At 70.1% G+C, this 25,920-nt stretch carries 23 protein-coding genes; 9 read left to right on the top strand and 14 right to left on the bottom strand.

The features are described 5' to 3' along the window. Window positions 1-13: 13 nt before the first annotated feature. From J8N05_RS17035 to J8N05_RS17010, 6 genes are all read right to left on the bottom strand, one after another. Entirely contained in the window at window positions 14-1,288 is a 1,275-nt protein-coding gene (locus J8N05_RS17035) for a cysteine desulfurase (protein ID WP_210883729.1), read from the bottom strand. After that, a complete protein-coding gene (gene sufC, locus J8N05_RS17030; protein ID WP_210883727.1) occupies window positions 1,285-2,049 on the bottom strand; it encodes a Fe-S cluster assembly ATPase SufC in 765 nt (254 codons plus the stop codon). Before sufC ends, J8N05_RS17035 begins: the two co-directional genes overlap by 4 nt. A gap of 7 nt (window positions 2,050-2,056) precedes the next feature. Beyond that, complete coding sequence (locus tag J8N05_RS17025) at window positions 2,057-2,377, bottom strand: non-heme iron oxygenase ferredoxin subunit (protein ID WP_210883725.1); 321 nt, start codon at window positions 2,375-2,377, stop codon at window positions 2,057-2,059. Continuing rightward, window positions 2,377-3,555 (bottom strand): Fe-S cluster assembly protein SufD, encoded by a 1,179-nt coding sequence (gene sufD, locus J8N05_RS17020; protein ID WP_210883723.1) that lies wholly within the window; start codon window positions 3,553-3,555, stop codon window positions 2,377-2,379. Before sufD ends, J8N05_RS17025 begins: the two co-directional genes overlap by 1 nt. A gap of 65 nt (window positions 3,556-3,620) precedes the next feature. Then, a complete protein-coding gene (gene sufB / locus J8N05_RS17015) occupies window positions 3,621-5,045 on the bottom strand; it encodes a Fe-S cluster assembly protein SufB (RefSeq protein ID WP_210883721.1) in 1,425 nt (474 codons plus the stop codon). Continuing rightward, window positions 5,042-5,830 carry a helix-turn-helix transcriptional regulator gene (locus tag J8N05_RS17010; RefSeq protein WP_210883719.1) on the bottom strand — a complete coding sequence of 263 codons (789 nt, stop codon included), beginning with the start codon at window positions 5,828-5,830 and terminating at the stop codon, window positions 5,042-5,044. Before J8N05_RS17010 ends, sufB begins: the two co-directional genes overlap by 4 nt. A gap of 160 nt (window positions 5,831-5,990) precedes the next feature. On the opposite strand from J8N05_RS17010, the gene J8N05_RS17005 reads away from it, so the two are divergent. The 4 genes from J8N05_RS17005 (at window position 5,991) to J8N05_RS16990 (ending at window position 9,734) form a co-directional block, all read left to right on the top strand. Next, a complete protein-coding gene (locus J8N05_RS17005) occupies window positions 5,991-6,854 on the top strand; it encodes an aminoglycoside N(3)-acetyltransferase (protein ID WP_210883718.1) in 864 nt (287 codons plus the stop codon). Between the two features lie 68 nt (window positions 6,855-6,922). Then, window positions 6,923-7,846: an ABC transporter ATP-binding protein gene (locus J8N05_RS17000; protein WP_210883717.1), complete on the top strand. Its 924-nt coding sequence runs from the start codon at window positions 6,923-6,925 to the stop codon at window positions 7,844-7,846. Continuing rightward, entirely contained in the window at window positions 7,843-8,658 is an 816-nt protein-coding gene (locus tag J8N05_RS16995) for an ABC transporter permease (RefSeq protein ID WP_210883716.1), read from the top strand. Before J8N05_RS17000 ends, J8N05_RS16995 begins: the two co-directional genes overlap by 4 nt. Window positions 8,659-8,744: 86 nt before the next feature. After that, entirely contained in the window at window positions 8,745-9,734 is a 990-nt protein-coding gene (locus tag J8N05_RS16990; RefSeq protein ID WP_210890225.1) for a COX15/CtaA family protein, read from the top strand. A 34-nt stretch (window positions 9,735-9,768) separates the two neighbouring features. Here J8N05_RS16990 and J8N05_RS16985 read toward each other — a convergent pair whose 3' ends face one another. The 4 genes from J8N05_RS16985 to J8N05_RS16970 form a co-directional block, all read right to left on the bottom strand. Continuing rightward, window positions 9,769-10,545: a nucleotidyltransferase gene (locus J8N05_RS16985; protein WP_210883715.1), complete on the bottom strand. Its 777-nt coding sequence runs from the start codon at window positions 10,543-10,545 to the stop codon at window positions 9,769-9,771. An 18-nt stretch (window positions 10,546-10,563) separates the two neighbouring features. Then, window positions 10,564-11,670 (bottom strand): amidohydrolase family protein, encoded by a 1,107-nt coding sequence (locus J8N05_RS16980; RefSeq protein ID WP_210883714.1) that lies wholly within the window; start codon window positions 11,668-11,670, stop codon window positions 10,564-10,566. Window positions 11,671-11,822: 152 nt separating this feature from the next. Continuing rightward, entirely contained in the window at window positions 11,823-12,152 is a 330-nt protein-coding gene (locus J8N05_RS16975) for a hypothetical protein (RefSeq protein WP_210883713.1), read from the bottom strand. Between the two features lie 171 nt (window positions 12,153-12,323). Then, window positions 12,324-13,280, bottom strand: a complete 957-nt coding sequence (locus tag J8N05_RS16970) for a heme o synthase (RefSeq protein WP_210890224.1) — start codon at window positions 13,278-13,280, stop codon at window positions 12,324-12,326. A gap of 355 nt (window positions 13,281-13,635) precedes the next feature. Between J8N05_RS16970 and tkt the strand changes: the two genes are divergently transcribed. From tkt to pgl, 5 genes are read left to right on the top strand one after another with little or no spacing between them, the layout of a single operon-like run. Next, window positions 13,636-15,723, top strand: a complete 2,088-nt coding sequence (tkt, locus tag J8N05_RS16965; RefSeq protein WP_210883711.1) for a transketolase — start codon at window positions 13,636-13,638, stop codon at window positions 15,721-15,723. Window positions 15,724-15,770: 47 nt separating this feature from the next. Continuing rightward, complete coding sequence (tal, locus tag J8N05_RS16960) at window positions 15,771-16,889, top strand: transaldolase (RefSeq protein WP_210883709.1); 1,119 nt, start codon at window positions 15,771-15,773, stop codon at window positions 16,887-16,889. A gap of 1 nt (window position 16,890) precedes the next feature. Next, window positions 16,891-18,417: a glucose-6-phosphate dehydrogenase gene (zwf, locus tag J8N05_RS16955; protein ID WP_308286979.1), complete on the top strand. Its 1,527-nt coding sequence runs from the start codon at window positions 16,891-16,893 to the stop codon at window positions 18,415-18,417. Continuing rightward, the gene (gene opcA, locus J8N05_RS16950) at window positions 18,414-19,562 is read left to right on the top strand and encodes a glucose-6-phosphate dehydrogenase assembly protein OpcA (RefSeq protein ID WP_210883707.1); all 1,149 of its coding nucleotides are present in this window, start codon (window positions 18,414-18,416) and stop codon (window positions 19,560-19,562) included. Before zwf ends, opcA begins: the two co-directional genes overlap by 4 nt. Next, on the top strand, window positions 19,559-20,341 hold the full coding sequence (gene pgl / locus J8N05_RS16945; protein ID WP_210883706.1) for a 6-phosphogluconolactonase: 783 nt from the start codon (window positions 19,559-19,561) through the stop codon (window positions 20,339-20,341). The genes opcA and pgl overlap by 4 nt, the downstream gene beginning before the upstream one ends. Window positions 20,342-20,562: 221 nt before the next feature. Here pgl and J8N05_RS16940 read toward each other — a convergent pair whose 3' ends face one another. From J8N05_RS16940 to J8N05_RS16925, 4 genes are read right to left on the bottom strand one after another with little or no spacing between them, the layout of a single operon-like run. Next, window positions 20,563-21,402, bottom strand: coding sequence for a carbohydrate ABC transporter permease (locus tag J8N05_RS16940; protein ID WP_210883705.1), 840 nt, complete (start codon window positions 21,400-21,402; stop codon window positions 20,563-20,565). Next, window positions 21,399-22,796 carry an ABC transporter permease gene (locus tag J8N05_RS16935; protein WP_210883704.1) on the bottom strand — a complete coding sequence of 466 codons (1,398 nt, stop codon included), beginning with the start codon at window positions 22,794-22,796 and terminating at the stop codon, window positions 21,399-21,401. The genes J8N05_RS16940 and J8N05_RS16935 overlap by 4 nt, the downstream gene beginning before the upstream one ends. Before the next feature lie 5 nt (window positions 22,797-22,801). Continuing rightward, window positions 22,802-24,130, bottom strand: coding sequence for an ABC transporter substrate-binding protein (locus J8N05_RS16930; RefSeq protein ID WP_210883702.1), 1,329 nt, complete (start codon window positions 24,128-24,130; stop codon window positions 22,802-22,804). 57 nt (window positions 24,131-24,187) lie between these two features. Next, entirely contained in the window at window positions 24,188-25,813 is a 1,626-nt protein-coding gene (locus J8N05_RS16925) for a glycoside hydrolase family 13 protein (protein WP_210890223.1), read from the bottom strand. Window positions 25,814-25,920: the final 107 nt, after the last annotated feature.

Here is a 25,920-nt window from a genome sequence, read left to right as displayed (position 1 = left end):
CTCAGCCAGCTCCTCAGCCGAAGAAGTTCCGTACGTGCTCCAGACCGTCGACCAGTGCGTCGATCTCGGCCGGCGTGGAGTACAGATAGAACGACGCTCGTGTGGTCGCAGGAATTCCGTACCGCAGGCAGACCGGCCGTGCGCAGTGGTGTCCGACCCGGACCGCGATGCCCTGTTCGTCGAGAACCTGGCCCACGTCGTGCGGGTGGATGTCACCCAGCGTGAACGAGATCGCCGCGCCGCGGTCCTCGGCGGTCGTCGGGCCGATGATGCGCAGGCCCGGGACCTCGGCGAACCGCTTCACCGCGTACTCGGTGAGCGCGTGCTCATGGGCGAGGATCCTGTCCATGCCGATCGCGCTCAGATAGTCGATGGCCGCACCGAGACCGACCGCCTGGGCGATCGGCGGGGTGCCCGCCTCGAACTTGTGCGGGGCGGGAGCGTAGGTCGACGAGTGCATCGACACCGTCTCGATCATCTCGCCGCCGCCGAGGAACGGAGGCAGGTCCTCCAGCAGCTCCTGGCGGCCCCAGAGGACGCCGATGCCGGTCGGGCCGCACATCTTGTGGCCGGTGAAGGCCACGAAGTCGGCCTGCAGGGCCTGGACGTCCAGCGGCATGTGCGGGGCGGCCTGGGAGGCGTCGATGCAGACCAGCGCGCCGACCTCCTGCGCACGGCGCACTATCGCCTCGACCGGGTTGACCGTGCCCAGGATGTTCGACACCAGCACGAAGGAGACGATCTTCGTCTTCTCCGTGATGATCTCGTCGATGTTGGACAGGTCGAGCCGGCCGTCGTCGGTGAGGCCGAACCACTTCAGCTTCGCGCCCGTGCGCTGCGCGAGCAGCTGCCACGGCACGATGTTGGAGTGGTGCTCCATCTCCGTGATGACGATCTCGGTCTCGTGGTCGACCCGGTAGGGCTCGTCGGCCCAGCCGAGCATGTTGGCCACGAGGTTGAGCGATTCGGAGGCGTTCTTCGTGAAGATGACCTCGTCGCGGCTCGGCGCGTTGATGAACGCGGCGACCTTGTCGCGCGCGCCCTCGTACAGCGCCGTGGCCTCCTCCGCGAGCACATGCACACCGCGGTGGACGTTGGCGTTGTACTGCTCGTAGTAACCACTGAGGGCGTCCAGCACCTGGCGCGGCTTCTGCGAGGTCGCCGCGTTGTCCAGGTACACGAGCTTCTTACCGTCGTGGACCTGGCGGTCCAGGATGGGGAAGTCCTTACGGATCGCCTCGTCAAGTAGTTGAGATGTTCCCGTGAGGAGGCCCGGCAGCTGCGTCACGCTGATGCTCCACCCTTCACGTACTTGTCGTAGCCCTCGGCCTCAAGCTGGTCGGCGAGCTCGGCGCCGCCGGACTCGGCGATGCGGCCGTTCGCGAAAACGTGCACGTGGTCGGGCTTGATGTAGCGCAGGATGCGCGTGTAGTGCGTGATCAGCAGGGTGCCGACCTCACCGCTCTCACGGACGCGGTTGACGCCCTCGGAGACGACGCGCAGGGCGTCGACGTCCAGACCGGAGTCGGTCTCGTCGAGGATCGCGATCTTCGGCTTGAGCAGCTCCAGCTGAAGGATCTCGTGGCGCTTCTTCTCGCCGCCGGAGAAGCCCTCGTTCACATTGCGCTCGGCGAAGGCCGGGTCCATGTTCAGCCGCTGCATGGCCTCCTTGACCTCCTTGATCCACAGGCGGAGCTTGGGGGCCTCGCCTCGGATCGCGGTGGCGGAGGTGCGCAGGAAGTTGGAGACGGAGACACCGGGCACCTCGACCGGGTACTGCATCGCCAGGAACAGGCCCGCGCGGGCGCGCTCGTCGACGGACATCTCCAGGACGTCCTCGCCGTCGAGGGTGACGGTGCCGCCGGTGATCGTGTACTTCGGGTGTCCCGCGAGCGAGTAGGCGAGAGTCGACTTGCCGGAGCCGTTCGGGCCCATGATGGCGTGCGTCTCGCCCTGCTTCACGGTGAGGTCGACGCCCTTGAGGATCTCCTTCGTGGCGTTGTCGGCCTCGACGGTGACGTGCAGGTCGTGGATTTCAAGCGTTGCCATGGGTTCCTCAGGACTCCTGGGTGAGGGAGACGAGTACGTCGTCCCCTTCGATCTTTACGGGGTATACGGGGACGGGGCGCGTCGCGGGAAGGCCGGACGGCTTGCCGGTTCTGAGGTCGAACGCGGAGCCGTGCAGCCAGCACTCGATCTGACAGTCCTCCACCTCGCCCTCGGAGAGCGAGACGTTCGCGTGCGAGCAGATGTCGTGGATCGCGAACACCTCCCCCTCGGTCTGCACGACCGAGACCGGCGTGCCGTCGAGTTCCACCCGTCTCGGGGTGTCCTCCTCCAGCTCGCTCAGCCCACAGACGCGTACGAAGGCAGTCATCAGACGGACGCCTCCAGCTCCTCGTCGATCCTGGCGAGAAGGCGTTCCTGGATGTCGGGGACGCGGATCTGCTGGACCAGCTCGGCGAAGAAGCCGCGGACCACCAGACGGCGGGCCTCGTCGGCCGGGATGCCGCGGGCCATCAGGTAGAAGAGCTGCTCGTCGTCGAAGCGGCCGGTCGCCGAGGCGTGTCCGGCGCCGACGATCTCGCCGGTCTCGATCTCCAGGTTCGGCACGGAGTCGACCCGGGCACCGTCGGTCAGAACCAGGTTGCGGTTCATCTCGTAGGTGTCCGTGCCCTCGGCGGCGGCCTCGATGAGGACGTCGCCGATCCACACCGCGTGGGCGCCGTCGCCCTGGAGCGCGCCCTTGTAGGCGACGTTCGACTTGCAGTGCGGGGTGTTGTGGTCGACCAGGAGGCGGTGCTCCTGGTGCTGGCCGGCGTCCGTGAAGTACAGACCGAACAGCTCGGCCTCGCCGCCGGTGCCCGCGTAGGCGACCCGCGGGTGGAGGCGTACGAGGTCGCCGCCGAAGGTGACCACGAAGGACTTGAAGGTGGCGTCGCGGCCGATCAGCGCGTTGTGCTGGCCGACGTGGACGGCCTTGTCGTCCCAGTCCTGGACGGAGACGACGGTGAGCTTGGCGCCGTCGCCCAGGACGTAGTCGACGTTGGCGGCCAGGACGGCGTCACCGGTGTGGTCGATGACGACGACGGCCTCGGCGAAGGCTCCCAGCTCGATGACCTGGTGGCCGTAGGCGACCCCGCCCGCGCCGTGCACGGCGATGCGGATCGGCTCGGTGAGGACCGTCTCCTTGGGGACGGTGACCACACCGGCCTTCTCGAACGCCGAGTAGGCCTGGGCGGCGATCCGGTCGACCGGGGTCGCCCGGCCGAGCCGCTCGTCGTCGCGGCCGACGGTCTCGACCGTGACGCCCTCGGGCGCCTCGATGTCGACCTTGACGCCGTCGCCGGTGGCGACCGCGGTGCCGTCGTGCAGCCCGCGCAGCCGCTCCAGCGGCGTGAACCGCCACTCCTCCTCGCGGCCGTGGGGGACGGGGAAGTCCGCCACGTCGAAGGACGGGGGCGCGCTCATGCGCGTGGCGACGGTCGACTCGGCGGCCACCGCGATCTGGCCGGCGGTCGTACTGCCGACCGGGATGTTCTGAGCCTCAGCCATGGCTGTCGGTCTGCTCTCTTCCTACGTCTACGTCAGAAATCTGGCGACTGCTCCGGGGGCGGGTCCTAGCCGACCGCGCCTTCCATCTGCAGCTCGATCAGCCGGTTGAGCTCCAGCGCGTACTCCATGGGCAGCTCCTTCGCGATGGGCTCGACGAAGCCGCGCACGATCATGGCCATCGCCTCGAACTCGGAGAGGCCGCGGCTCATGAGGTAGAAGAGCTGGTCGTCGGAGACCTTGGAGACGGTCGCCTCGTGCCCCATGGACACGTCGTCCTCACGAACGTCCACGTAGGGGTACGTGTCCGAGCGGGAGATGGTGTCGACGAGCAGCGCGTCGCACAGCACGTTCGACTTCGAGCCGTGGGCGCCCTCGCCGATCTCGACGAGACCGCGGTAGGACGTACGGCCGCCGCCGCGCGCCACGGACTTCGACACGATGTTCGAGGACGTGTTCGGCGCCATGTGGACCATCTTGGAGCCGGCGTCCTGGTGCTGGCCCTCGCCCGCGAAGGCGATGGAGAGGGTCTCGCCCTTGGCGTGCTCGCCCATCAGGTAGACGGCCGGGTACTTCATGGTGACCTTGGAGCCGATGTTGCCGTCGATCCACTCCATGGTCGCGCCCTCGTACGCCACGGCGCGCTTGGTGACCAGGTTGTAGACGTTGTTCGACCAGTTCTGGATGGTCGTGTAACGGCAGCGGCCACCCTTCTTGACGATGATCTCGACGACCGCGGAGTGCAGCGAGTCCGACTTGTAGATCGGGGCGGTGCAGCCCTCGACGTAGTGCACGTAGGCACCCTCGTCGACGATGATCAGGGTCCGCTCGAACTGGCCCATGTTCTCCGTGTTGATACGGAAGTAGGCCTGGAGCGGGATCTCGACGTGCACGCCCTTCGGCACGTAGATGAACGAGCCGCCGGACCACACCGCGGAGTTCAGCGACGCGAACTTGTTGTCGCCGACCGGGATGACGGTGCCGAAGTACTCCTTGAAGAGCTCCGGGTGCTCCTTCAGCGCGGTGTCGGTGTCCATGAAGATGACACCCTGCGCCTCCAGCTCCTCGTTGATCTGGTGGTAGACGACCTCGGACTCGTACTGGGCCGCGACACCGGCGACGAGGCGCTGCTTCTCCGCCTCGGGGATGCCGAGCTTGTCGTACGTGTTCTTGATGTCCTCGGGCAGGTCCTCCCAGGACTGGGCCTGCTTCTCCGTGGAGCGCACGAAGTACTTGATGTTGTCGAAGTCGATGCCGGAGAGGTCCGAGCCCCAGTTCGGCATGGGCTTCTTGTCGAACAGGCGCAGGCCCTTGAGACGGAGCTTGGTCATCCACTCCGGCTCGTTCTTCTTGGCGGAGATGTCCCGGACGACGTGTTCGTTGATACCGCGCTTGGCAGAGGCACCAGCCACGTCGGAGTCGGCCCAGCCGTATTCGTAGTTGCCCAGACCCTCAAGCTCGGGGTGGGCGGTCTCCTCGATGGGGAGCGTCATGCGGGGTTCCTCCCGGCGGTACTTGCGGATGCGTTATCAGTGGTCTTGGAAGGCGTGGAGACTGGTGGAGCCTTGGAAATCTTCGGGGTGTGGGAAATCTTGGGGATGAAGGTCGTGCAGACGCCGTCGCCGTGGGCGATGGTGGCCAGCCGCTGCACGTGAGTACCCAGCAGCTGGGAGAAGAACTCGGTCTCCGCCTCGCACAGCTGCGGAAACTGCTCGGCGACATGGGCGACCGGGCAGTGGTGCTGGCAGAGCTGCTCACCGACCGGTGCGCTGCGCGCCGTAGCAGCGTACCCGTCCTCGCTCAGGGCCTTGGCCAGGGCTTCGGCCCGCTTCTCGGGAGCGGCGGACTCGACCGCCTCGCGGTAGGCGCCGGCCTGGGCGGCCATCCGGGCGCGGGCGAAGGCGACGAGCGCCCCCTCCCCGCCCTCGCGCTCGGCGATCCAGCGCAGGGCGTCCGCGGCGAGCTGGTCGTAGGACTGGTCGAAGGCGTCCCGGCCGCAGTCGGTCAGGGCGAACACCTTGGCGGGCCGTCCGCGCGTACGAGCGCCGTAGACCCGCTGTTCGCGGGGTTCCACGACGTCGTCGGAGACGAGGGCGTCGAGGTGCCGGCGGACGGCCGCCTGGGTCAGACCCAGCCGTCCGGCGAGATCGGCCACGGTCGACGGGCCGTGGTCCAGGATGGACCGCGCGACCCGGTTGCGCGTGGAGCGCTCCCCGGTCGCGAGTTCCTCCTGAGGGGCCCCCGTGGGGGTCTCCTGAGCCTCGCCGACGTATTTCACAACACCATTGTTGCGTAATTCCTCAGAGAGTGACAAGCCGCGTCCGCGCCCGATGGGGTGCGGTGCATCACTTAGGTAAACCTAATCTGACCTGCGGGAACGATCTTTGATCGATCAATTCGGTGGCATCGACCGGGGCCGTCGGCAAGACTGGCGAACCATGCCGACACCCCCTCCCACCGGCCCTCTCGTCACGCGCGCCACCCTCGCCACGGACCTGCGCGCCCTGGGCGTACGCCCCGGCGAGACGCTCCTCGTACATTCGTCACTGCGTTCCCTCGGATGGGTCAACGGAGGAGCGGTCGCCGTCGTCCAGGGACTCCTCGACGCACTCGGCCCCGACGGCACGCTCGTGGTCCCCACCCAGTCCGGCGACCTCTCCGACCCGGCCCTGTGGAGCAGCCCGCCCGTGCCCGAGGAGTGGTGGCCGGCGATCCGCGCCACGATGCCCGTGTACGACCCGCTCGTGACGCCCTCGCGCGGGGTGGGCGTGGTCCCCGAGACCGTGCGCTCCTGGCCCGGCGCCCTGCGCAGCGCGCATCCGCAGACCTCCTTCGCGGCCGTCGGCCCGGCCGCGGCGGCGATCGTCGAGGACCACGCGCCGGACTGCCGTCTCGGTGAGCACAGCCCGCTGGCGCGCCTGGAGGAGAAGGGCGCCCGGGTCCTGCTGCTGGGCGCGGGCTACGACACCTGCACCGGCTTCCACCTGGCCGAGTACCGGATACCCGCGCCCCGCGTCGAGGTGGGACGCCCGGTCCGCACCCCGCAGGGGCCCCGCTGGGAGACGGTCACGGAGGTCTCGATCAGCTCGGACGGGTTCGACACCCTGGGCGCCGACTTCGAGAGGGACCGGCCGGTCGTACGGGGCCGGGTGGGCGCGGCCGACGCACGGCTGTTCCCGCTGGCGGACGCGGTCGCCTACGCGGAGCGGTGGCTCGCGGTGCACCGTTCGCGCGAGGAGTGGATCACCGACAACGTGCCCCTCTCACGCGCCGCCCCGCGCGCCGTCCCGCGCCGCCCGTGACGCGCCCCGCCCTCATGTGCCCGCCCGGCCGTCCCTAGACTTGGCGACCATGCGAAGTGAGGCCGCCCATGCGAAGTGACCCCGTCGTCCAGGTCAGCGGTCTGGTGAAGCGTTACGGCGGGAAGACCGCCGTGGACGGCCTGGATCTGGTGGCCCGAGCGGGCATCACGGCCGTACTCGGACCCAACGGCGCGGGCAAGACGACCACCGTCGAGAGCTGCGAGGGATACCGGCGCCCCGACGCCGGAACGGTCCGGGTGCTGGGCCTCGACCCGGTGCGCGAGGCCCCGGCCCTGCGCCCCCGGATCGGTGTGATGCTCCAGTCCGGCGGCGTCTACTCCGGCGCCCGCGCCGACGAGATGCTCCAGCACGTGGCCAGGCTGCACGCGCATCCGCTGGACGTGGCCGCCCTCATCGAGCGCCTCGGCCTCGGCAGCTGCGGCCGGACCACGTACCGGCGGCTGTCCGGCGGTCAGCAGCAGCGCCTCGCGCTCGCCATGGCCGTCGTCGGACGCCCCGAGCTGGTCTTCCTGGACGAGCCGACCGCGGGCCTGGACCCCCAGGCACGCCGGGCCACCTGGGAACTCGTCCGCGAGCTGCGCGCCGACGGGGTCTCGGTGATCCTGACCACGCACCACATGGACGAGGCCGAGCAGCTCGCCGACGACGTGGCGATCATCGACGCCGGCCGGGTCATCGCGCAGGGCTCCCCCGAGGAGCTGTGCCGCGGCGGCGCCGAGAACACCCTGCGGTTCGGCGGGCGCCCCGGCCTGGACGTGGCCTCCCTCCTCAAGGCCCTCCCGGCGGACTCCACGGCGGCCGAGCTGACCCCGGGCTCGTACCGGGTGGGCGGCAAGATCGACCCGCAGCTGCTCGCGACCGTGACGAGCTGGTGCGCCCAGCACGGCGTGATGCCGGAGAAGATCTCCGTGGAGCGGCACACTCTGGAGGACGTCTTCTTGGAGCTCACCGGTAAGGAGCTGCGCGGATGAGCGCGGAAACGACGGGCACGGGGGCGGGAACGGACGCCCGGTCGACGGCCGCGGGCACCTACGCGCCGAAGCCGGGAGCGGCCCCGCTGCCCCGCATGATCGCGACGCAGGCGGCCCTCGAAACGAAGATGCTGCTGCGCAACGGCGAGCAGCTGCTGCTGACGGTGATCATCCCGACGCTGCTGCTCGTGCTGTTCAGCGCGGTGGACGTCGTCGACACCGGTGACGGCGAGGCCGTCGACTTCCTGGCGCCGGGCATCCTGGCGCTGGCCGTGATGTCGACGGCGTTCACCGGCCAGGCGATCGCGACGGGCTTCGAGCGGCGGTACGGCGTGCTGAAGCGGCTCGCCGTCTCCCCGCTGCCCCGCTGGGGCCTGATGACGGCGAAGAGCCTGTCCGTGCTGGTCACGGAGGTCCTCCAGGTGATCCTCGTGACGGTGATCGCCCTCGCGCTGGGCTGGTCCCCGCACGGCAATCCGTTCGCCGTGCTGCTCCTGCTGGTCCTCGGCACGGCGGCGTTCTCGGGGCTCGGTCTGCTGATGGCCGGGACGCTGAAGGCGGAGGCCACGCTGGCCGCCGCGAACCTGGTCTTCCTGCTGTTGCTCATCGGCGGCGGGGTGATCGTCCCGCTGGACAGGTTCCCGCAAGGAGCGCAGGACGTCCTCGGTCTGCTGCCGATCTCGGCCCTCTCGGAGGGGCTGCGGGACGTGCTCCAGCACGGGGCCGGGATACCCTGGGGCAATCTCGGGATCCTGGCCGTGTGGGCGGTCGTCGGTCTGGCGGCGGCCGGGCGGTTCTTCCGCTGGGAGTGACGGCCGGCGGTGACGGCGCGCGGCGGGCCGGAGGGGCCTCGTGAACGCGTGCACAAGCGGCCCCCTACGATGGAGCCGTGCCGAACGTGACCCGAGCGGACGCCGCTCAAGCCGTGCGCAACCCGCTCGCCTTCATCGCAGGGCGCTGGACCCCGTCCCCCCGGACGGTCCGGCGTGCCGCTCTCGCCGCGCTCGTCATGGCGGTGCTGATCGTGGTGACCGGTGGTGCCGTCCGGCTGACCGGCTCGGGCCTCGGCTGCCCGACCTGGCCCAAGTGCACCGACAACTCGCTCACCACGACGAGCGAGATGGGCGTGCACGGCGTCATCGAGTTCGGCAACCGCATGCTGACGTACGTGCTGTGCGCGGCGGTCGGCTGGGCGATCGTCGCCGCGCGCTCGCAGAAGCCGTACCGCCGCAGCCTGACCCGGCTCGGCTGGACGCAGTTCTGGGTCGTCATGGGCAATGCGATCCTCGGCGGGATCGTCGTCCTCGTGGGCCTGAACCCGTACACGGTCGCCGCGCACTTCCTCCTGTCCACCGCTCTCATCGCCGTCGCCACGGTGATGTGGCAGCGCACCCGGGAGGGTGACGACTCACCCCGTCCGCTGGTCGGCAAGCCGGTGCTGCAGATGGCGTGGATCCTGGTCGCCGCCACCGTCCTGCTGATCGCGGTGGGCACGGTCGTCACCGGCGCGGGCCCGCACGCGGGCGATTCGAGCGAGGTGCACCGCATCCCGCTGAACTGGGAGAACGTCACCAAGCTGCATGCCGTCCTGGCGTGGATCGTGGTGACGCTGGCCTTCGCGCTGTGGTTCGTCCTGAAGGCCGTCGACGCGCCCCGGGGCCCCCTGCACCGCACCCGCGATCTCTTCCTGGTGCTCCTCGCGCAGGGCGCCATCGGCTATGTCCAGTACTTCACCGATCTGCCGGAGGTCCTGGTCGGCCTCCACATGTTCGGCTCCTGCCTGGTGTGGATCGCCACGCTCCGCGTCCTGCTGTCGCTGCGGGAACGGCCGGAGACGGTGGCGGACCTGCCGGGCCAGTCGACGGAGTCGGCACTCAGCCGCACCTGACCCAGCAAGCACGGAGTACCTGACCCGTCACGTCTCAGGTGTACGCGGCCACGAGTCGGTCGATCGCCGGGCCGAGGAAATCCATGGTCAACTGCCCTCTGCGGGCCGTCCACCCCTGGATCTCCCGGACCTCCCTGAGCGGCGTCCCCGGCTCCGGGTACCGCCGCCCGCGGATGTCCGCGACCACCTCGACGGGCGCGCCGAGGCCGGGCAGCAGGTCCAGGGCCTCGCGCTTGGTGATCAGCCGGCCGTCCTTCAGGGTGATCGCGGCGCGCGCGTGGGTGGTCATGCCGACGTCGACCCACGCGTCCTGGGTCCAGTTGCCCGTACGGTCCACCTCGCGGCGCCAGAAGTCCCGCTGGTCCCGGACCACGAACGCGGCGAGTTCTTCGTCCGTCACCGGCGGCAGCAGGGTGTCGGGCCGCTCGCCGGACAGGACCAGTCCGAAGGTGTGCAGCTCGCGCCGGGTCACCGGGGTGACCGGCCGCTTGAAGAGCTGCTGGTGCGCCCAGGTGAGGTGCCGCCGCTCCGGATCGGCGGCGGTGCCGGGCGTCAGATAGCTGCAGTGCAGCTTGGCGACGAGCGGTTCGCCGCGCAGACGGGCGTGCAGCCGGGCCACCCGCCAGACCGTGCGCGCGGTGATCGGGCCGGCCAGGACCGCGATCAGGTCCAGGTCGCTGCGACCCTCCTGGTAGTCGTCGCCGCCCACGGAGCCGAGCGAGCCGTGTGCCCACACGGCCAGGGGGTCGAGGCCGCGCAGTTCGGTGCGGAAGCGGTCGAGGAGCCGGTCGGTGGCGTCGCTGCGAGTCATGCGCCCAGTCTGTGCATCTCACCGCACTCCGTACACCCGCTTCGCGTTGCCCGCCGCGATCAGTCCCGCGACCCGCTGCGCGTCGGCCAGCGACCAGGCGCCTTCGGCCACCCAGGCGCCGAGGACCCGGGCGAGCGCCTCGCGGAAGAGACGGGCGCCGACCACATGGAGTTCGGGCAGGCCGTGGGCCCCGCTGGAGAACAGGAGCTTGCCGAAGGGGGCGAGTTCCAGGATCTCCGAGAGGACGGCCGCCGCCCGCGCGCCGGTGCGGACGAGCGCGGCGCCCAGATCGGCGTACACGTGCGGGAACACCCCGGCGAGATGCGCCGCGTGGCGGTGGTACGGGTAGCCGTGCAGCAGCACCAGCTCGGTGCCGAGCCCCGCCGTGGCGCGGGCGAAGTCGGTGAGCAGCACGGGGTCGGTGCGGTCGATGCGCAGTCCGGGCTCGCCGAGCCCCGCGTGCAGCTGGAGCGGGCGGCCGGAGGCGACGGCGATCCACAGCAGGTGTCTGAGCAGCACCGGGTCGCTCAGCGCGCCGCCCACCCGGCGGCCCGCCAGCCAGCGGCCCGCGGCGCCCCGCACCTCGCCGGGTCCCGGCGGTTCGGGCGCGAGCGCGAGGCCGTGCCGAACGCCCGCCACCGAGGTGAAGGCCACGGCGGTCACGGCGGCCCCGTGCACCGACTCGGCGAGGTTGGCGAGGAACGACTCGACGGTGCCGGAGGTGTCGGCGACCTGCTCGGCGAGCAGTTCGAGCCGGACGATCTCGTGGGCGTCGGCGGCGCCCGTGGAGGCCATCTCGCCGGGTCCTGTCAGATCGCCGGGCAGCCCGGTGTCGACCAGATACGTCGTGATGCCGCTCCCCCGCAGCAGTTTGCGGCCCGCCTCCATGACGCCGAGTTCGCGGCGGCGTGCCAGATAGCGGGCGGGCGGGCAGTGCGGTTCGAGACCCAGGAGAGGGGGGCACCAGCGGCGTACGGCGAAACCGGTCTGGGTGTCGAAGAACGTGGTGCCGGCGGCGGGTGGGCCCTCGCCGCGGGCCAGGTGGGCCTCGAAGGTGCCGAGGCCCAGCTCCGTCCGCAGTACGCCGTGGCAGTACTGGTCCACCAGCGACGGCGTTTCGATCATCCGGACCTCCCCCACGTTCGGCTCCGCCTTGTGCAGGGCCTAACGGGGTAGGTGCGTTGTCGGGTGCGGGTCCGCTTGGGCTGGTCGCGCCCACGCGGCGGAGCCGCACATGTCACAGCCCCGCGCCCCTGAGGGCGCCCTTCGGGGCGCTGTCAACCGTTGCTGGGGCCGCCCACCTGGATGCCCGCCATGCGGGTCCACTCGTACGGGCCCGTCCTGACCTTGTTGGCGAAGTCGCCGTCGAAGTCCTCGTGGACGGTGATGCCGGACTGCTTCACGGCTTCCTCGGCGAGGGCATAGGTGGGGGCCACGAGGTCGCCCCACTCACCGTCCTCCCCCACGAGCACGATCCGGGCCCCCTTCTGCCCCAGATACGCGACCTGCCCCTCGGCCCCGCCATGAGCCTCGGCGAAGGAGGAAATCTGCTTGACGAGCTTCCCCACACGCCGCCCGCCACCGTCAACCTGCTGAGTCTCTGCCATACCCAGGATGCTACCGACGAGTAGCCCATATGGCGACGCCCACCCCCACAACCAGGGGCGCGGGGAACGGCGCAGTCTTTTGCTTTTAGGGGCGCGGGGAACTGCGCGACAAGCCCCCACCGGGCGGCCACCCGACAACGAGCCTCGGCCACCCCACCCCCACGCGGAGCGTCACCGCAAGAAGGGGTCCACCGCAACCGCCACGAACAGCAACGACACATATGTGATCGACCAGTGGAACAGCCGCATCTCCTTCAGCTTCGCCCCCACGGCCCCACCCTTGGCCCGCGCCTGCAACCCGTGCGCCTCCCAGAGCCAGAACCCACCCGTCACGACGGCGACCACCGTGTAGAACCACCCGGTGTAGCCGAGCGGGGTGAGCAGCAGGGAGACCCCGACCATGGCCCAGCTGTAGAGGACGATCTGCCGCGCGACGACCTTGTTGGAGGCGACGACGGGCAGCATCGGCACGCCCACGCGCGCGTAGTCGTCCTTCACCTTCATGGACAGCGGCCAGTAGTGCGGCGGCGTCCAGAAGAACATGACGAGGAAGAGGATGACCGGCGCCCACGACATGGAGTTCGTGACGGACGACCAGCCGATGAGGACGGGCAGACAGCCGGCGATCCCGCCCCACACGATGTTCTGCGACGTACGCCGTTTGAGGATCATCGTGTAGACGACGACGTAGAAGAGGAGGGCCCCCAGCGACAGCCAGGCGGACAGCCAGTTGACCGTGAGGCCGAACAGGAGCGTGGACACCACGGCCAGCGTGATGCCGAAGGCGAGGCACTCGCGGGGGCTCACCATGCCGGTGACGAGCGGGCGCTGCGACGTACGTTCCATGAGCGCGTCGATGTCACGGTCGATGTACATGTTCAGCGCGTTGGCGCCTCCGGCGGAGAGGTACCCGCCGAGGCAGGTGAGGAGCACCAGCTTCAGGTCGGGCACCCCCTGCTGCGCCAGGAACATCACCGGCACGGTGGTGATCAGCAGCAGTTCGATGATCCGCGGCTTGGTGAGAGCGACGAACGCCATGACCCGGGCCCCGAACGGCCGGTGGTTCGTGCCCTGACTCGTCCCACCGACTACTCCCGCTGGACGGGATTCAACGGCCGTCACGCACACCCCTGACAGAGACATCCCAGCGAGCCCCGGGTGTGAACTCCCGGTAAAGGCTCGCGCGTACCACGCCACTGTAGACGTTGCCCAGACCCCGGCCTCGGCGGGGGTCCGCTCGTGTTGAAAGGGTCCCGCGACGGACTGATCGGCTTCTGATTGAGCAGTCGGATCACCGGCTCCGTATTCACTTGCCGAATACGGAACCCGCCGGTCGGGAGGCGGAAGAGGGCAAGTCCCGGCAGTCTGGAATGACTCGAAAAAATGCGCGTTGCCACGGGGGTAGGCTCGACAGCGAGCCGGTGGGCGCCACGTGCACCGGCATTCGACATGTGCAACATGTGGAGAGGAGCCCTGACCCAGGGTGAGCACCAAGCCGACCACAACAGACATCGAGTGGACCGAATTGGACCAGCGGGCGGTCGACACGGCCCGCATCCTGGCCGCCGACGCCGTACAGAAGGTCGGCAACGGCCATCCGGGTACGGCGATGAGTCTGGCGCCAGCCGCGTACACCCTCTTCCAGAAGGTGATGCGGCACGACCCGGCGGACGCCGACTGGACCGGTCGCGACCGATTCGTGCTGTCCGCCGGCCATTCGTCCCTGACTCTCTACACGCAGCTGTACCTGGCCGGCTTCGGCCTGGAGCTGGACGACCTGAAGTCGTTCAGGACGTGGGGTTCGAAGACCCCGGGACACCCCGAGTACGGGCACACCACCGGTGTGGAGACGACGACCGGGCCGCTCGGCCAGGGTGTCGCCAACGCGGTGGGCATGGCGATGGCCGCCCGCTACGAGCGTGGTCTGTTCGACCCGGAGGCGGCCCCCGGCACCTCCCCGTTCGACCACTTCGTCTTCGCGATCGCCGGTGACGGCTGCCTCCAGGAGGGCATCTCCGGCGAGGCGTCCTCGATGGCGGGCCACCAGAAGCTCGGCAACCTGGTCCTGCTGTGGGACGACAACCACATCTCGATCGAGGGCGACACCGAGACGGCCGTCTCCGAGGACACCCCCAAGCGGTACGAGGCCTACGGCTGGCACGTCCAGCGCGTGGAGCCGCAGGAGAACGGCGACCTCGACCCGGCCGCCCTGTACGCGGCGATCGAGGCCGCGAAGGCGGTCACGGACAAGCCGTCGTTCATCGCGATGCGCTCGATCATCGCCTGGCCCGCCCCGAACGCGCAGAACACCGAGGCCGCGCACGGCTCGGCGCTCGGCGACGACGAGGTCGCGGCCACCAAGCGGGTCCTCGGCTTCGACCCGGAGAAGTCCTTCGAGGTCGCCGACGAGGTGCTGGCGCACTCCCGCAAGGCGCTCGACCGCGGCCGTGAGGCCAAGGCCGAGTGGGAGAAGGGCTTCGCCGCGTGGCGGACCGCCAACCCGGAGCGCGCCGCCGAGTTCGACCGCATCGCCGCGGGCGAGCTGCCGGCCGGCTGGGAGGAGAAGCTCCCGGTCTTCGAGACGGGCAAGGGCGTCGCCACGCGTGCCGCGTCCGGCAAGGTCCTCCAGGCGCTCGGCGCGGTCGTCCCCGAGCTGTGGGGCGGCTCGGCCGACCTCGCGGGCTCGAACAACACGACGATCGACAAGACGAGCTCGTTCCTTCCGGCGGGCAACCCGCTGCCGGAGGCGGACCCGTACGGCCGCACGATCCACTTCGGTATCCGCGAGCACTCGATGGCCGCGGAGATGAACGGCATCGCGCTGCACGGCAACACCCGTATCTACGGGGGCACCTTCCTGGTGTTCTCCGACTACATGCGCAACGCCGTGCGGCTGTCCGCGCTGATGCACCTGCCGGTGACGTACGTGTGGACGCACGACTCCATCGGTCTCGGCGAGGACGGCCCCACCCACCAGCCGGTCGAGCACCTGGCCTCGCTGCGCGCCATCCCGGGCCTGAACGTCGTGCGCCCGGCCGACGCCAACGAGACCGCGATCGCGTGGCGCGAGATCCTGCGCCGCTACACCAAGGTCTTCGGCAAGGGCGCCCCGCACGGTCTCGCGCTGACCCGTCAGGGCGTACCGACGTACGACGCCGACGAGAACGCGGCGAAGGGCGCCTACGTGCTCTTCGAGGCCGAGGGCGGCGAGCCCGAGGTCATCCTGATCGCCACCGGTTCCGAGGTGCACGTGGCCGTCGAGGCGCGTGAGCAGCTCCAGGCGGCCGGCACCCCGACGCGGGTCGTGTCCGTGCCGTGCGTGGAGTGGTTCGACGAGCAGGACCAGGGGTACCGGGACTCGGTGCTTCCTCCGTCCGTCAAGGCGCGTGTAGCGGTCGAGGCCGGTATCGGTCTGACCTGGCACCGCTTCGTCGGGGACGCGGGCCGCATCGTTTCCCTGGAGCACTTCGGTGCTTCGGCCGACGGCAAGGTCCTCTTCCAGGAGTTCGGCTTCACTGCCGAGAACGTCGCGAACGTCGCCAAGGAATCGCTCGCCGCAGCCAAGCGCTGACGCCGGCAGCTCACGCTGACATACGACACGTAGGAGATGCATTTTCCATGACAGACGCACTCAAGCGCCTCTCCGAGGAAGGCGTCGCGATCTGGCTGGACGACCTGTCGCGCAAGCGGATCACGTCCGGCAACCTCGCCGAACTGATCGACCAGCAGCACGTCGTGGGCGTCACCACCAACCCGTCGATCTTCCAGAAGGCGATCTCGCAGGGCGACGGCTACGACCAGCAGCTGTCCGACCTCGCCGCCCGCAAGGTCACGGTCGAAGAGGCCATCCGCATGATCACGACGGCGGACGTCCGTGACGCCGCCGACATCCTGCGTCCGGTCTTCGACGCGACGCAGGGCCAGGACGGCCGGGTCTCGATCGAGGTCGACCCGCGACTGGCGCACAACACCAAGGCGACCGTCGCCGAGGCCAAGCAGCTCGCCTGGCTCGTCGACCGGCCGAACACGCTCATCAAGATCCCGGCGACCAAGGCGGGCCTGCCCGCGATCACCGAGACGATCGCGCGGGGCATCAGCGTCAACGTCACGCTGATCTTCTCCCTTGAGCGCTACCGCGAGGTCATGGAGGCGTTCGTCTCCGGCCTGGAGAAGGCCCAGGCCGCCGGCCTCGACCTCTCCAAGATCCACTCCGTGGCGTCCTTCTTCGTGTCCCGGGTGGACACCGAGATCGACAAGCGGCTGGACGCGCTGGGCACCGACGAGGCCAAGGCCGCCCGCGGCAAGGCGGGTCTCGCCAACGCGCGGCTGGCGTACCAGGCGTACGAGGAGGTCTTCACCTCGGACCGCTGGAACGCCCTGGACAAGGCGCAGGCCAACAAGCAGCGTCCGCTGTGGGCCTCGACCGGCGTCAAGGACCCGGCCTACAAGGACACCCTGTACGTCGACGACCTGGTCGCGCCGAACACGGTGAACACCATGCCGGAGGCGACCCTGTTCGCCGCCGAGGACCACGGCAAGATCACCGGCAACACCGTCGCCGGTACGTACGAGCAGGCCCGTGCCGAACTCGACGCGGTCGAGAAGCTCGGGATCTCGTACGACGACGTGGTCCAGCTTCTGGAGGACGAGGGCGTCGAGAAGTTCGAGGGCGCCTGGAACGACCTGCTCAAGTCGACCGAGGCGGAGCTCCAGCGCCTCGCCCCCTCGGAGGGCTGAAATCTTGTCAAGCAGCAATCCGCTGCGTGACCCGGCGGACCGACGGCTCCCGCGTATCGCGGGGCCGTCGGGCCTCGTCATCTTCGGGGTCACGGGCGATTTGTCCCGTAAAAAGCTCATGCCTGCTGTTTATGACCTTGCCAACCGCGGCCTGCTGCCGCCGGGCTTCTCCCTCGTCGGCTTCGCGCGCCGCGAGTGGGCGAACGAGGACTTCGCCCAGGAGGTCCACGACGCCGTCAAGGAACACGCCCGTACGCCGTTCCGCGAGGAGGTCTGGCAGCAGCTCATCCAGGGGATGCGCTTCGTCCAGGGCACCTTCGACGACGACGACGCGTTCGAGCGGCTGCGCGAGACGATCGGCGAGCTGGACAAGGCGCAGGGCACGGGCGGCAACTTCGCCTTCTACCTGTCCGTGCCGCCGGGCGCGTTCCCGGTGGTCATCCAGCAGCTGAAGAAGCACGGCCTCGCCGACCAGACGAGCGGCTCCTGGCGGCGCGCGGTCATCGAGAAGCCCTTCGGCCACGACCTCAAGTCGGCCGAGGACCTCAACTCCACCGTCGAAGAGGTCTTCGCCCCGGACCAGGTCTTCCGCATCGACCACTACCTGGGCAAGGAGACGGTCCAGAACATCCTGGCGCTGCGCTTCGCCAACCAGATGTTCGAGCCGATCTGGAACCGGTCGTACGTCGACCACGTACAGATCACGATGGCCGAGGACATCGGCATCGGCGGCCGGGCCGGCTACTACGACGGCATCGGCGCCGCCCGTGACGTCATCCAGAACCACCTGCTCCAGCTGATGGCCCTCACGGCCATGGAGGAGCCCTCCTCCTTCGACGCGGACGCGCTCGCCGCCGAGAAGACCAAGGTGCTCGGCGCGGTGAAGCTGCCCGGCGACCTCGGCGAGAACACGGTCCGCGGCCAGTACGCCGAGGGCTGGCAGGGCGGCGAGAAGGCCGTCGGCTATCTCCAGGAAGACGGTATCGACCCCAAGTCGAAGACCGACACGTACGCGGCGATCAAGGTGGAGGTCGACAACCGCCGCTGGGCGGGCGTCCCCTTCTACCTGCGCACCGGCAAGCGGCTGGGCCGGCGGGTCACCGAGATCGCCGTCGTCTTCCAGCGCGCCCCGCACTCCCCCTTCGACCACACGGCGACGGAGGAGCTGGGCCAGAACGCGATCGTCATCCGCGTCCAGCCCGACGAGGGCATCACGGTCCGCTTCGGCTCCAAGGTGCCCGGCACCTCCATGGAGATCCGGGACGTGTCGATGGACTTCGCGTACGGCGAGTCGTTCACCGAGTCCAGCCCCGAGGCGTACGAGAGGCTGATCCTCGACGTCCTCCTCGGCGACTCGAACCTCTTCCCGCGCACCGAGGAGGTCGAGCTGTCCTGGAAGATCCTCGACCCGATCGAGGAGTACTGGGACAAGCACGGCAGGCCCGCGCAGTACCAGTCGGGCACGTGGGGGCCCGTCGAGGCCGACGAAATGCTCAAGCGAGACGGACGGAGCTGGCGTCGGCCATGAAGATAGATCTCACGGACACCACGGCCAGCAAGATCAACAAGGCGCTCGTGAAGGGCCGCCGGGCCATCGGCACACCGGCTGTCGGCATGGTGCTCACCCTCGTCATCGTCACCGACGAGGAGAACGCCTACGACGCCCTGAAGGCCGCCGACGACGCCTCGCTCGAACACCCCTCGCGCACCCTCGTCGTCATCAAGCGCGTCTCGCGCTCGCCCCGCGACCGCACGAAGTCGCGCCTGGACGCCGAGGTACGGGTCGGCGCGGACGCGGGCACCGGCGAGACGGTGATCCTGCGCCTGTACGGCGAGGTCTCGGACCACGCCCAGTCCGTCGTCCTGCCCCTGCTGCTCCCCGACGCGCCGGTCGTCGTCTGGTGGTCGGTCGACGCGCCCCGCGATCCGGCGGGCGACCCGCTGGGCGCCCTGGGCCAGCGCCGGGTCACCGACAGCTACGCGGCGGAGAAGCCCGTCGAGGAGCTGAAGGCCCGCGCCGAGAGCTACGAGCCGGGCGACACCGACCTGGCATGGGCGCGGATCACCCCGTGGCGTTCCATGCTGGCCGCCGCCCTCGACCAGGTCGACTGCGAGGTCGTCTCCGTCGAGGTGGCGGGCGAGGAGGCCAACCCGAGCGTCGAGCTGCTCGCCATGTGGCTCGCCGACCGCCTCCACGTGCACGTACGCCGTGCCGTGTCCGCCGGTCCCGGGCTGACCCAGGTCCGCCTGGAGACGACCGGCGGCCCCATCACCCTGCACCGCTCGGACGGCGCGATGGCCACCCTGGCCCTGCCCGGCCAGCCGGACCGCGCGGTGGCGCTCAAACGCCGCGAGACGTCCGAGCTGCTCGCGGAGGAGCTGCGCCGGCTCGACCCGGACGACACGTACGCGTCCGCGCTGCGGTTCGGGGTGGACCGGCTGGGCGGCATCCAGTCGGCCTCGCAGCGGCCCGAGGCGGCCACCTGGACGCCGGGGGAACTCCCGGTGCGCCCGGTGCACGACACCTCGGAGCCGGCCGCGAAGCCGACGGGGGCAACGGCTTCGGCCTCACCCTCGGCCCCGTCCTCGTCCTCCTCCTCGGCGGGCGAGGGGGATTCGGCGCGCCCCACCCCCGCCCAGATGCCCCCGGTCAAGAAGGCGGACCCGCAGTGAGCACTCCCCAGCTGGTCGTCCACCGCGACAAGGACCTGATGGCCCAGGCCGCCGCGGCCCGGCTCATCACGAAGGTCGTGGACGCGCAGGCCTCGCGCGGTCATGCCTCGGTCGTGCTGACCGGTGGCCGCAACGGCAACGGCCTGCTGGCCGCGCTCGCGGCGGCGCCCGCCCGGGACGCCGTCGACTGGAGCCGGCTCGACCTGTGGTGGGGCGACGAGCGGTTCCTGCCCGAGGGCGACCCCGAGCGGAACGTCACCCAGGCCCGCGAGGCGCTCCTCGACGCGGTGCCGCTGGACCCGAAGCGCGTGCACGCCATGCCCGCGTCGGACGGTCCGTGGGGCGCGGACGTGGAGGCGGCGGCGGAGGCCTACGCGGCCGAGCTCGCGTCGGCCGCCGGGCCGGAGAACCACGCGTCCGTCCCGTCCTTCGACGTGCTGATGCTGGGCGTCGGGCCGGACACGCACGTGGCGTCGCTGTTCCCGGAACTGCCCGCCGTCCGTGAGACCGAGCGGACGGTGGTGGGTGTGCGCGGCGCACCGAAGCCGCCGCCCGTGCGGGTCACGCTCACGCTGCCCGCGATCCGGGCCGCGCGGGAGGTGTGGCTGCTCGCGGCGGGCGAGGACAAGGCGGAGGCCGCGGCGATCGCGCTGTCCGGCGCGGGTGAGATCCAGGCGCCGGCTGCGGGGGCGCTGGGGCGGGCCCGCACGCTGTGGCTGCTGGACGCGGCGGCGGCGTCGCAGCTGCCGCGCGCACTGTATCCGCCGGCTTCACCCTGAGGGACACGAAACGGGGCGGCAGGGGCGTTTTTCGCCCCCGCCGCCCCTACCCGTTCCCGTCCACGCATGGGGGCTCCGCCCCCTCGCCCCCGTTTGCGCAGTTCCCCGCGCCCCTGAAACCCCCTGGGGGCGCGGGGAACTGCGCAACGGGGGTGCGGGGGCGGAGCCCCTGCGTCAGTGACGGGAACGGGTAAGGGCGGCGGGGGCGAAAGAATGCCCGGCTATTTCACCGAGCCCGCCATAACCCCCTGCACAAAGTGCCGTTGGAATGCGAAGAAGACAACCACCGGCACCACCAGCGACAAGAACGCCCCCGGCGCGAGCACATCGATATTGCTTCCGAACTGCCTTATCTGCGACTGCAGTTCAACAGTCAAAGGCTGCGCGGAACTGTCCGCGAACAACAGCGCGACCAGCATGTCGTTCCAGACCCACAGGAACTGGAAAATGGCGAGACTGGCAAGCGCCGGCCGCCCCACAGGCAACACGAGCCGAGTGAAGATCCGCCACTCCCCACCCCCGTCCATACGCGCCGCCTCCAGCATCTCCTTCGGCATCTCCGCGAAGTAGTTCCGCAGCAGGAAGATCGCGAACGGCAGCCCGTACGAGACGTGGAAGAGGATGACCCCGGGAATCGTGCCGAACAGCCCCAGTTCGCCGAAGAGTTTGGCGACCGGCAGCAGCCCGATCTGCACGGGCACCACCAACAGCGCGACCACGACGAGGAAGACGGTGTCCCGCCCGGGGAAGTCGAGCCACGCGAACGCGTACCCGGCGAGCGCGGCGATGACGACGACGAGGAACGTGGTCGGCACCGAGATCAGCACGGTGTTCCAGAACGCCCGCGTCATCCCCGCATTGCCCAGCAGCGCCGAGTAGTTGTCGAAGGACAGCTGCCGGGGACTGGTCAGCACGGTCCACCAGCCGCCCGTCGCGGTGTCCTGCGCGGACCGCAGCGACGACAGGAAGAGGCCCGCGAGCGGGGTGAGCCAGACCAGGCCGATCACCACCAGGAACGCCTGGACCAGGCTGTTGCCGAGCCCCCGCCTGAGCGCGTTCATCGTTGACTCCCTCGGAAGCGGCGGACGTTGAAGACCATGGCGGGGATCACGAGCAGCAGGAGCAGGACGCCCAGCGCACTGCCGAGGCCCTGGTTGTTGCCGCCGCCGAAGGACACCAGCCACATCTGGGTGGCGAGCACGGTGGCGTCCTCCTGCACGGGTCCCGGCGCGATGATGTAGACGAGGTCGAAGACCTTCATGACGTTGATGACGAGGGTCACGAAGACCACGGTGAGGACGGGCGCGAGCAGCGGCACGGTGATCCGCCGGAAGATCTGCCACTCGTTGGCGCCGTCCATCCGGGCCGCCTCCAGCGCGTCACGCGGCAGCGCGGCGAGCCCGGCGCCGATCAGCACCATGGCGAAGCCGGTCCAGATCCACAGGTAGGCGCCGATGATGGCGGGCGTGACGAGCGCGGGACCGAGCCAGGAGATTCCCTCGTACGGCGGGGCGAAGTTCGAGCCGGGCAGCCGCACGGTGTACGAGCCCGGGTCGAGGCCCTCGAAGCGGAAGGAGCCGTCGGCCGCGGTGGTGGCGCTCCCGACGGTCCTCCCGTCGCGCACCGCCTCGACGGCCATGCCCGGCAGCCCGCTCTCGGCCTTGTCGACCTCGCCCTGCTTCCCTCCCCCGCCGCGGGTGAAGTCCAGGTAGACGACACCGCGCACTTCGCCGGCCGCCGCCTTCCGTGCCGCCGCCGGGTACGCGGGCCGCGCGTCCGCGGGCAGGTCGTCGGCGCGCACACCGACCAGACCGAGCCCGACGGTCTCCCCCGGGGACACCCCGGCGGTCGTACCGTACGAACCGTCGGCGCCCTTCGTGAGGCCCTGGCCGTCGCGGGCGCGGGCGGTCGGGTAGGAAGACTCGCCCTTGAAGACGTCGTGGACGGAGACGACGGCCGCGTTCAGGACGCCCTTGTCGGGGTCCTCGTCGTAGGCGAGCTGGAAGATGATGCCCGCGGCGAGGAAGGAGACGGCCATCGGCATGAACAGCAGGAGCTTGAACGCCGTCGCCCAGCGCACCTTCTCGACCAGTACGGCGAGGACGAGGCCGAGGCCGGTGAGCAGGGTGGGCGCGATGACGACCCAGACGGCGGTGTTCCGGACGGCCTTGATGGTGGCGGGGTCGTGGAACATCTCGGTGTAGTTGTCGCCGCCCACGAACCGGTCTCCGGAGGCGTCGAAGAAGCTGCGGCCCACGGAGAACAGCACGGGATAGACGACCAGTGCGCCGAGCAGGAGCAGCGCGGGGAGGACGAAGACTAGGGCGACGACCCGGGCCCGGCGGCGCGCCCGCCGTCTGCGGTCGCGGTCGGTCTGCGAGGGGGACGGCGGACCCGTCTCTTCCGGGCCCGGCCCTTGCGGGTCCTTCAGGTCTCTCAGGTCTGTGGCGGTCATGGCGATCAGTCCTGGTACGCCTTGGCGGCGGCCTTCTCCAGCGCCGCGGCGGTCGCCTTCGGGTCGGACGGGTCGCGCAGGAAGTCCTGGAGGAGCTTCCACTCGCCCGCGCCCTTGGTGCCGCCGAACGCGGCCGGCGCCTGGTCCGACATGTCGAAGCGGACCGAATCGCCGGCGTCCACCAGGGACTTGGCGGTCTCGCGGGTGATGTCGTCGCCGTAGGAGGCGAGGTCGAGCTTCTTGTTCGGGGAGAGGAAGCCGCCGACCTCGGCCCAGACCGCGGACGCCTCGGGGGTCGCGAGGTACTCCAGGAACGCCATGGCGGCCTTCGGGCTCTTGCCGTCCTTCAGGACGACCGCCGCGTCGCCGCCGCTGACGACGGGCGCCTTGCCGTCGCCGACCGCGGGGAAGGGGAAGAAGTCCGCGTCCTCGCCGATCTTCTTGCCGAACTGGTCCTTGGCGACACCGGCCACGAAGTCGCCCTCGTAGACCATGCCCGCGGCGGGCTCGGGTCCGAAGACCTTCTCGACGGAGCCGGGGAAGTCGGTGTTCAGGGCGCCCTTCTGGCCGCCGGCTATCAGCTCCTTGTCCTTGAAGAGCTTGCCGAGGGTGGTGAGGGCGGCGACCACGCTCGGGTCGGTCCACTTGATCTCGTGGGCGGCGAGGGCGTCGTACTTCTCGGGGCCCGCCTGCGAGAGGTAGACGTTCTCGAACCAGTCGGTGAGGGTCCAGCCGTCCTGTCCGGCGACGGAGAAGGCCGCGAGGCCCGACTCGGAGACGGTCCGCCCCGCCTCCAGCATCGCGTCGTAGCTCGTCGGCGCCTCGACACCCGCCTCGTCGAGGGCGTCGGGGCTGTACCAGACCGTCGACTTGTGGGCGGCCTTGAAGTACAGGCCGTACAGGCTGCCGTCGACGCTGCCGTAGTTCTTCCACACGTCCGCGTAGTTGGCGTCGACGGACTTCCGCACGGTCCCGGACAGCGGCTTGAGCCAGCCCTCCTTCGCGAACTGCTGGAGGACGCCGACCTGCGGGACCATCACCACGTCGGGCGCGTTGCCGCCCTCGATCTTGCTGCCGACGACCGTGGAGACGTTGTCGCCGGTGGAGGTGAACTGCGTCTTGGCGCCGGTCTTCTCGGTGAAGGCGTCCAGGACCTTCTGGAAGTTCTTCTGCTCGCTGCCTGACCAGACTCCGGCCACGTTGATCGTCTGGCCGCTGAGCGGCTTGTCGCCGCCGCCCGCCGAGACGGGCCCGCCGCCTCCGCACGCGGTGGCACCGAGGGACAGGGCGAGGGCGGTGCAGCTCGCGAGCAGGGTCGTACGTCGTCGCATCATCGTCGATGTTCCTTCGTGAGAGCGGTGATCGAGGGGATGGCGGCCGGTGCGGCCGGTTCAGGGGTTGGTGCAGTCGCTGATCCACCAGGCGGCCGTCGAGCCGGGCAGGACGCCGGGCGCGCAGGGACCGCTGGACAGCAGGGGGGTGCCGGCGACCGGCGCGGGCGTCGGTGACGTACCGAAGTTGACGGCGCAGATCAGGCCGTCGCCGCGGACGAAGCCGAGGACGCCGGGCGGGGTGTCAAGCCAGCGCAGCGGACCTTCGCCCAACTGGGGCATTCCGGCGCGCAGCTGGAGTCCGTCGCGGTAGAGGTGCCAGAAGGAGCGGGTGTCGGCGAGGGCGCGGTCGGTGGCGTACTCCGCGAAGTAGGCGGGCTGCGGCAGCCACGGTTTGGCGCTCTCGGTGCCGGTGGTGAAGCCGAACGGCGAGGCGTGCCCCGACCACGGCAGCGGCACCCGGCAGCCGTCGCGGACCCGGGCCCGGCTGCCGGTACGGCGGTAGATCGGGTCGGTGAGTACGTCGTCCGGCAGATCGACGACCTCGGGCAGCCCCAGCTCCTCCCCCTGGTAGATGTACGCGGCGCCGGGCAGCGCCAGCATCAGCAGCGCGGCGGCGCGGGCGCGGGCGGCGCCCAGACCGCTGCCGTCGGAGCCGAGTTCGCCGTAGCGGGTGACCGTGCGGACCTGGTCGTGGTTGTTGAGGACCCAGGTGACCGTGGAGCCGGTGCCCGCGATGTCCTGCATGGCCTCCGAGATGACCTTGCGGAAGGCGTCGGCGTTCCAGGACGCGCTGAGCAGGTCGAAGAAGAAGGCCTGGTGCAGTTCGTCGTGGCGTACGTAGTGGGCGTGTTCGCGGGCGGAGGGCACGGAGACCTCGCCGACGAGCAGCCGCTCCCGGCCGTCGCGGACGGTGTACTCCTCGCACACCGACCGCCAGTGCCGCCAGACGCCGTGCACCTCGGGCTGGTTCCAGGCGAGCGGGTTGACCGAGTCCCGGGTGCGGGCGTCGGCCATGGGGTCGGGCGAGTCGGGCAGGTCGGGGTGCTTGTAGAGGCCGGCGGCGACGTCGACGCGGAAGCCGTCCACGCCCCGGTCGAGCCAGAAGCGCAGGACGTGGTCGAAGTGGTCGCCGACCTCGGGGTTGCGCCAGTTCAGGTCGGGCTGCTCGGGCGTGAACATGTGCAGGTACCACTGGCCGGGCGTGCCGTCCGGCTCGGTGACCCGGCTCCAGGCGGGGCCGCCGAACATGGCGTACCAGTTGTTGGGCGGCTCCGCCCCGTCGGGGCCGCGGCCGTCGGCGAAGTGGAAGCGGGCGCGGGCCTCGCCGCCGGGCGCCCCGGCGAGCGCCTGGCGGAACCAGGGGTGCTCGCTGGAGCAGTGGTTGGGGACTATGTCGAGGAGCACCTTGATGCCGAGCCGCCGGGCGTCCGTCATCAGCAGGTCGAACTCGCCGAGGTCGCCGAAGAGCGGGTCGACGTCGCAGTAGTCGGACACGTCGTAGCCGTGGTCCTGCTGCGGCGAGGGGTAGAAGGGGCTCAGCCAGATCCCGTCGACCCCGAGCTTCTTCAGGTACGGCAGTCCGGCGCGTACCCCGGCGAGGTCGCCGATGCCGTCCCCGGTGCTGTCGAGGAAGCTGCGGACGTAGACCTGGTAGATCACTGCGTCGCGCCACCAGCGGTGCATGTCGATCGTCACCCGTTGACCCGTCTGTGCGTGCTCCGGTTATGCATGCATGTTAAGTAGGCATGTCGTGTGAGTGTCAACGAGTAGACAGGGCCGTGCTGAAGGTT

The sequence above is a fragment of the Streptomyces liliiviolaceus genome (assembly GCF_018070025.1).
Lineage (GTDB): Bacteria > Actinomycetota > Actinomycetes > Streptomycetales > Streptomycetaceae > Streptomyces > Streptomyces liliiviolaceus.
This window is presented reverse-complemented; position numbering and strand designations above follow the sequence as displayed.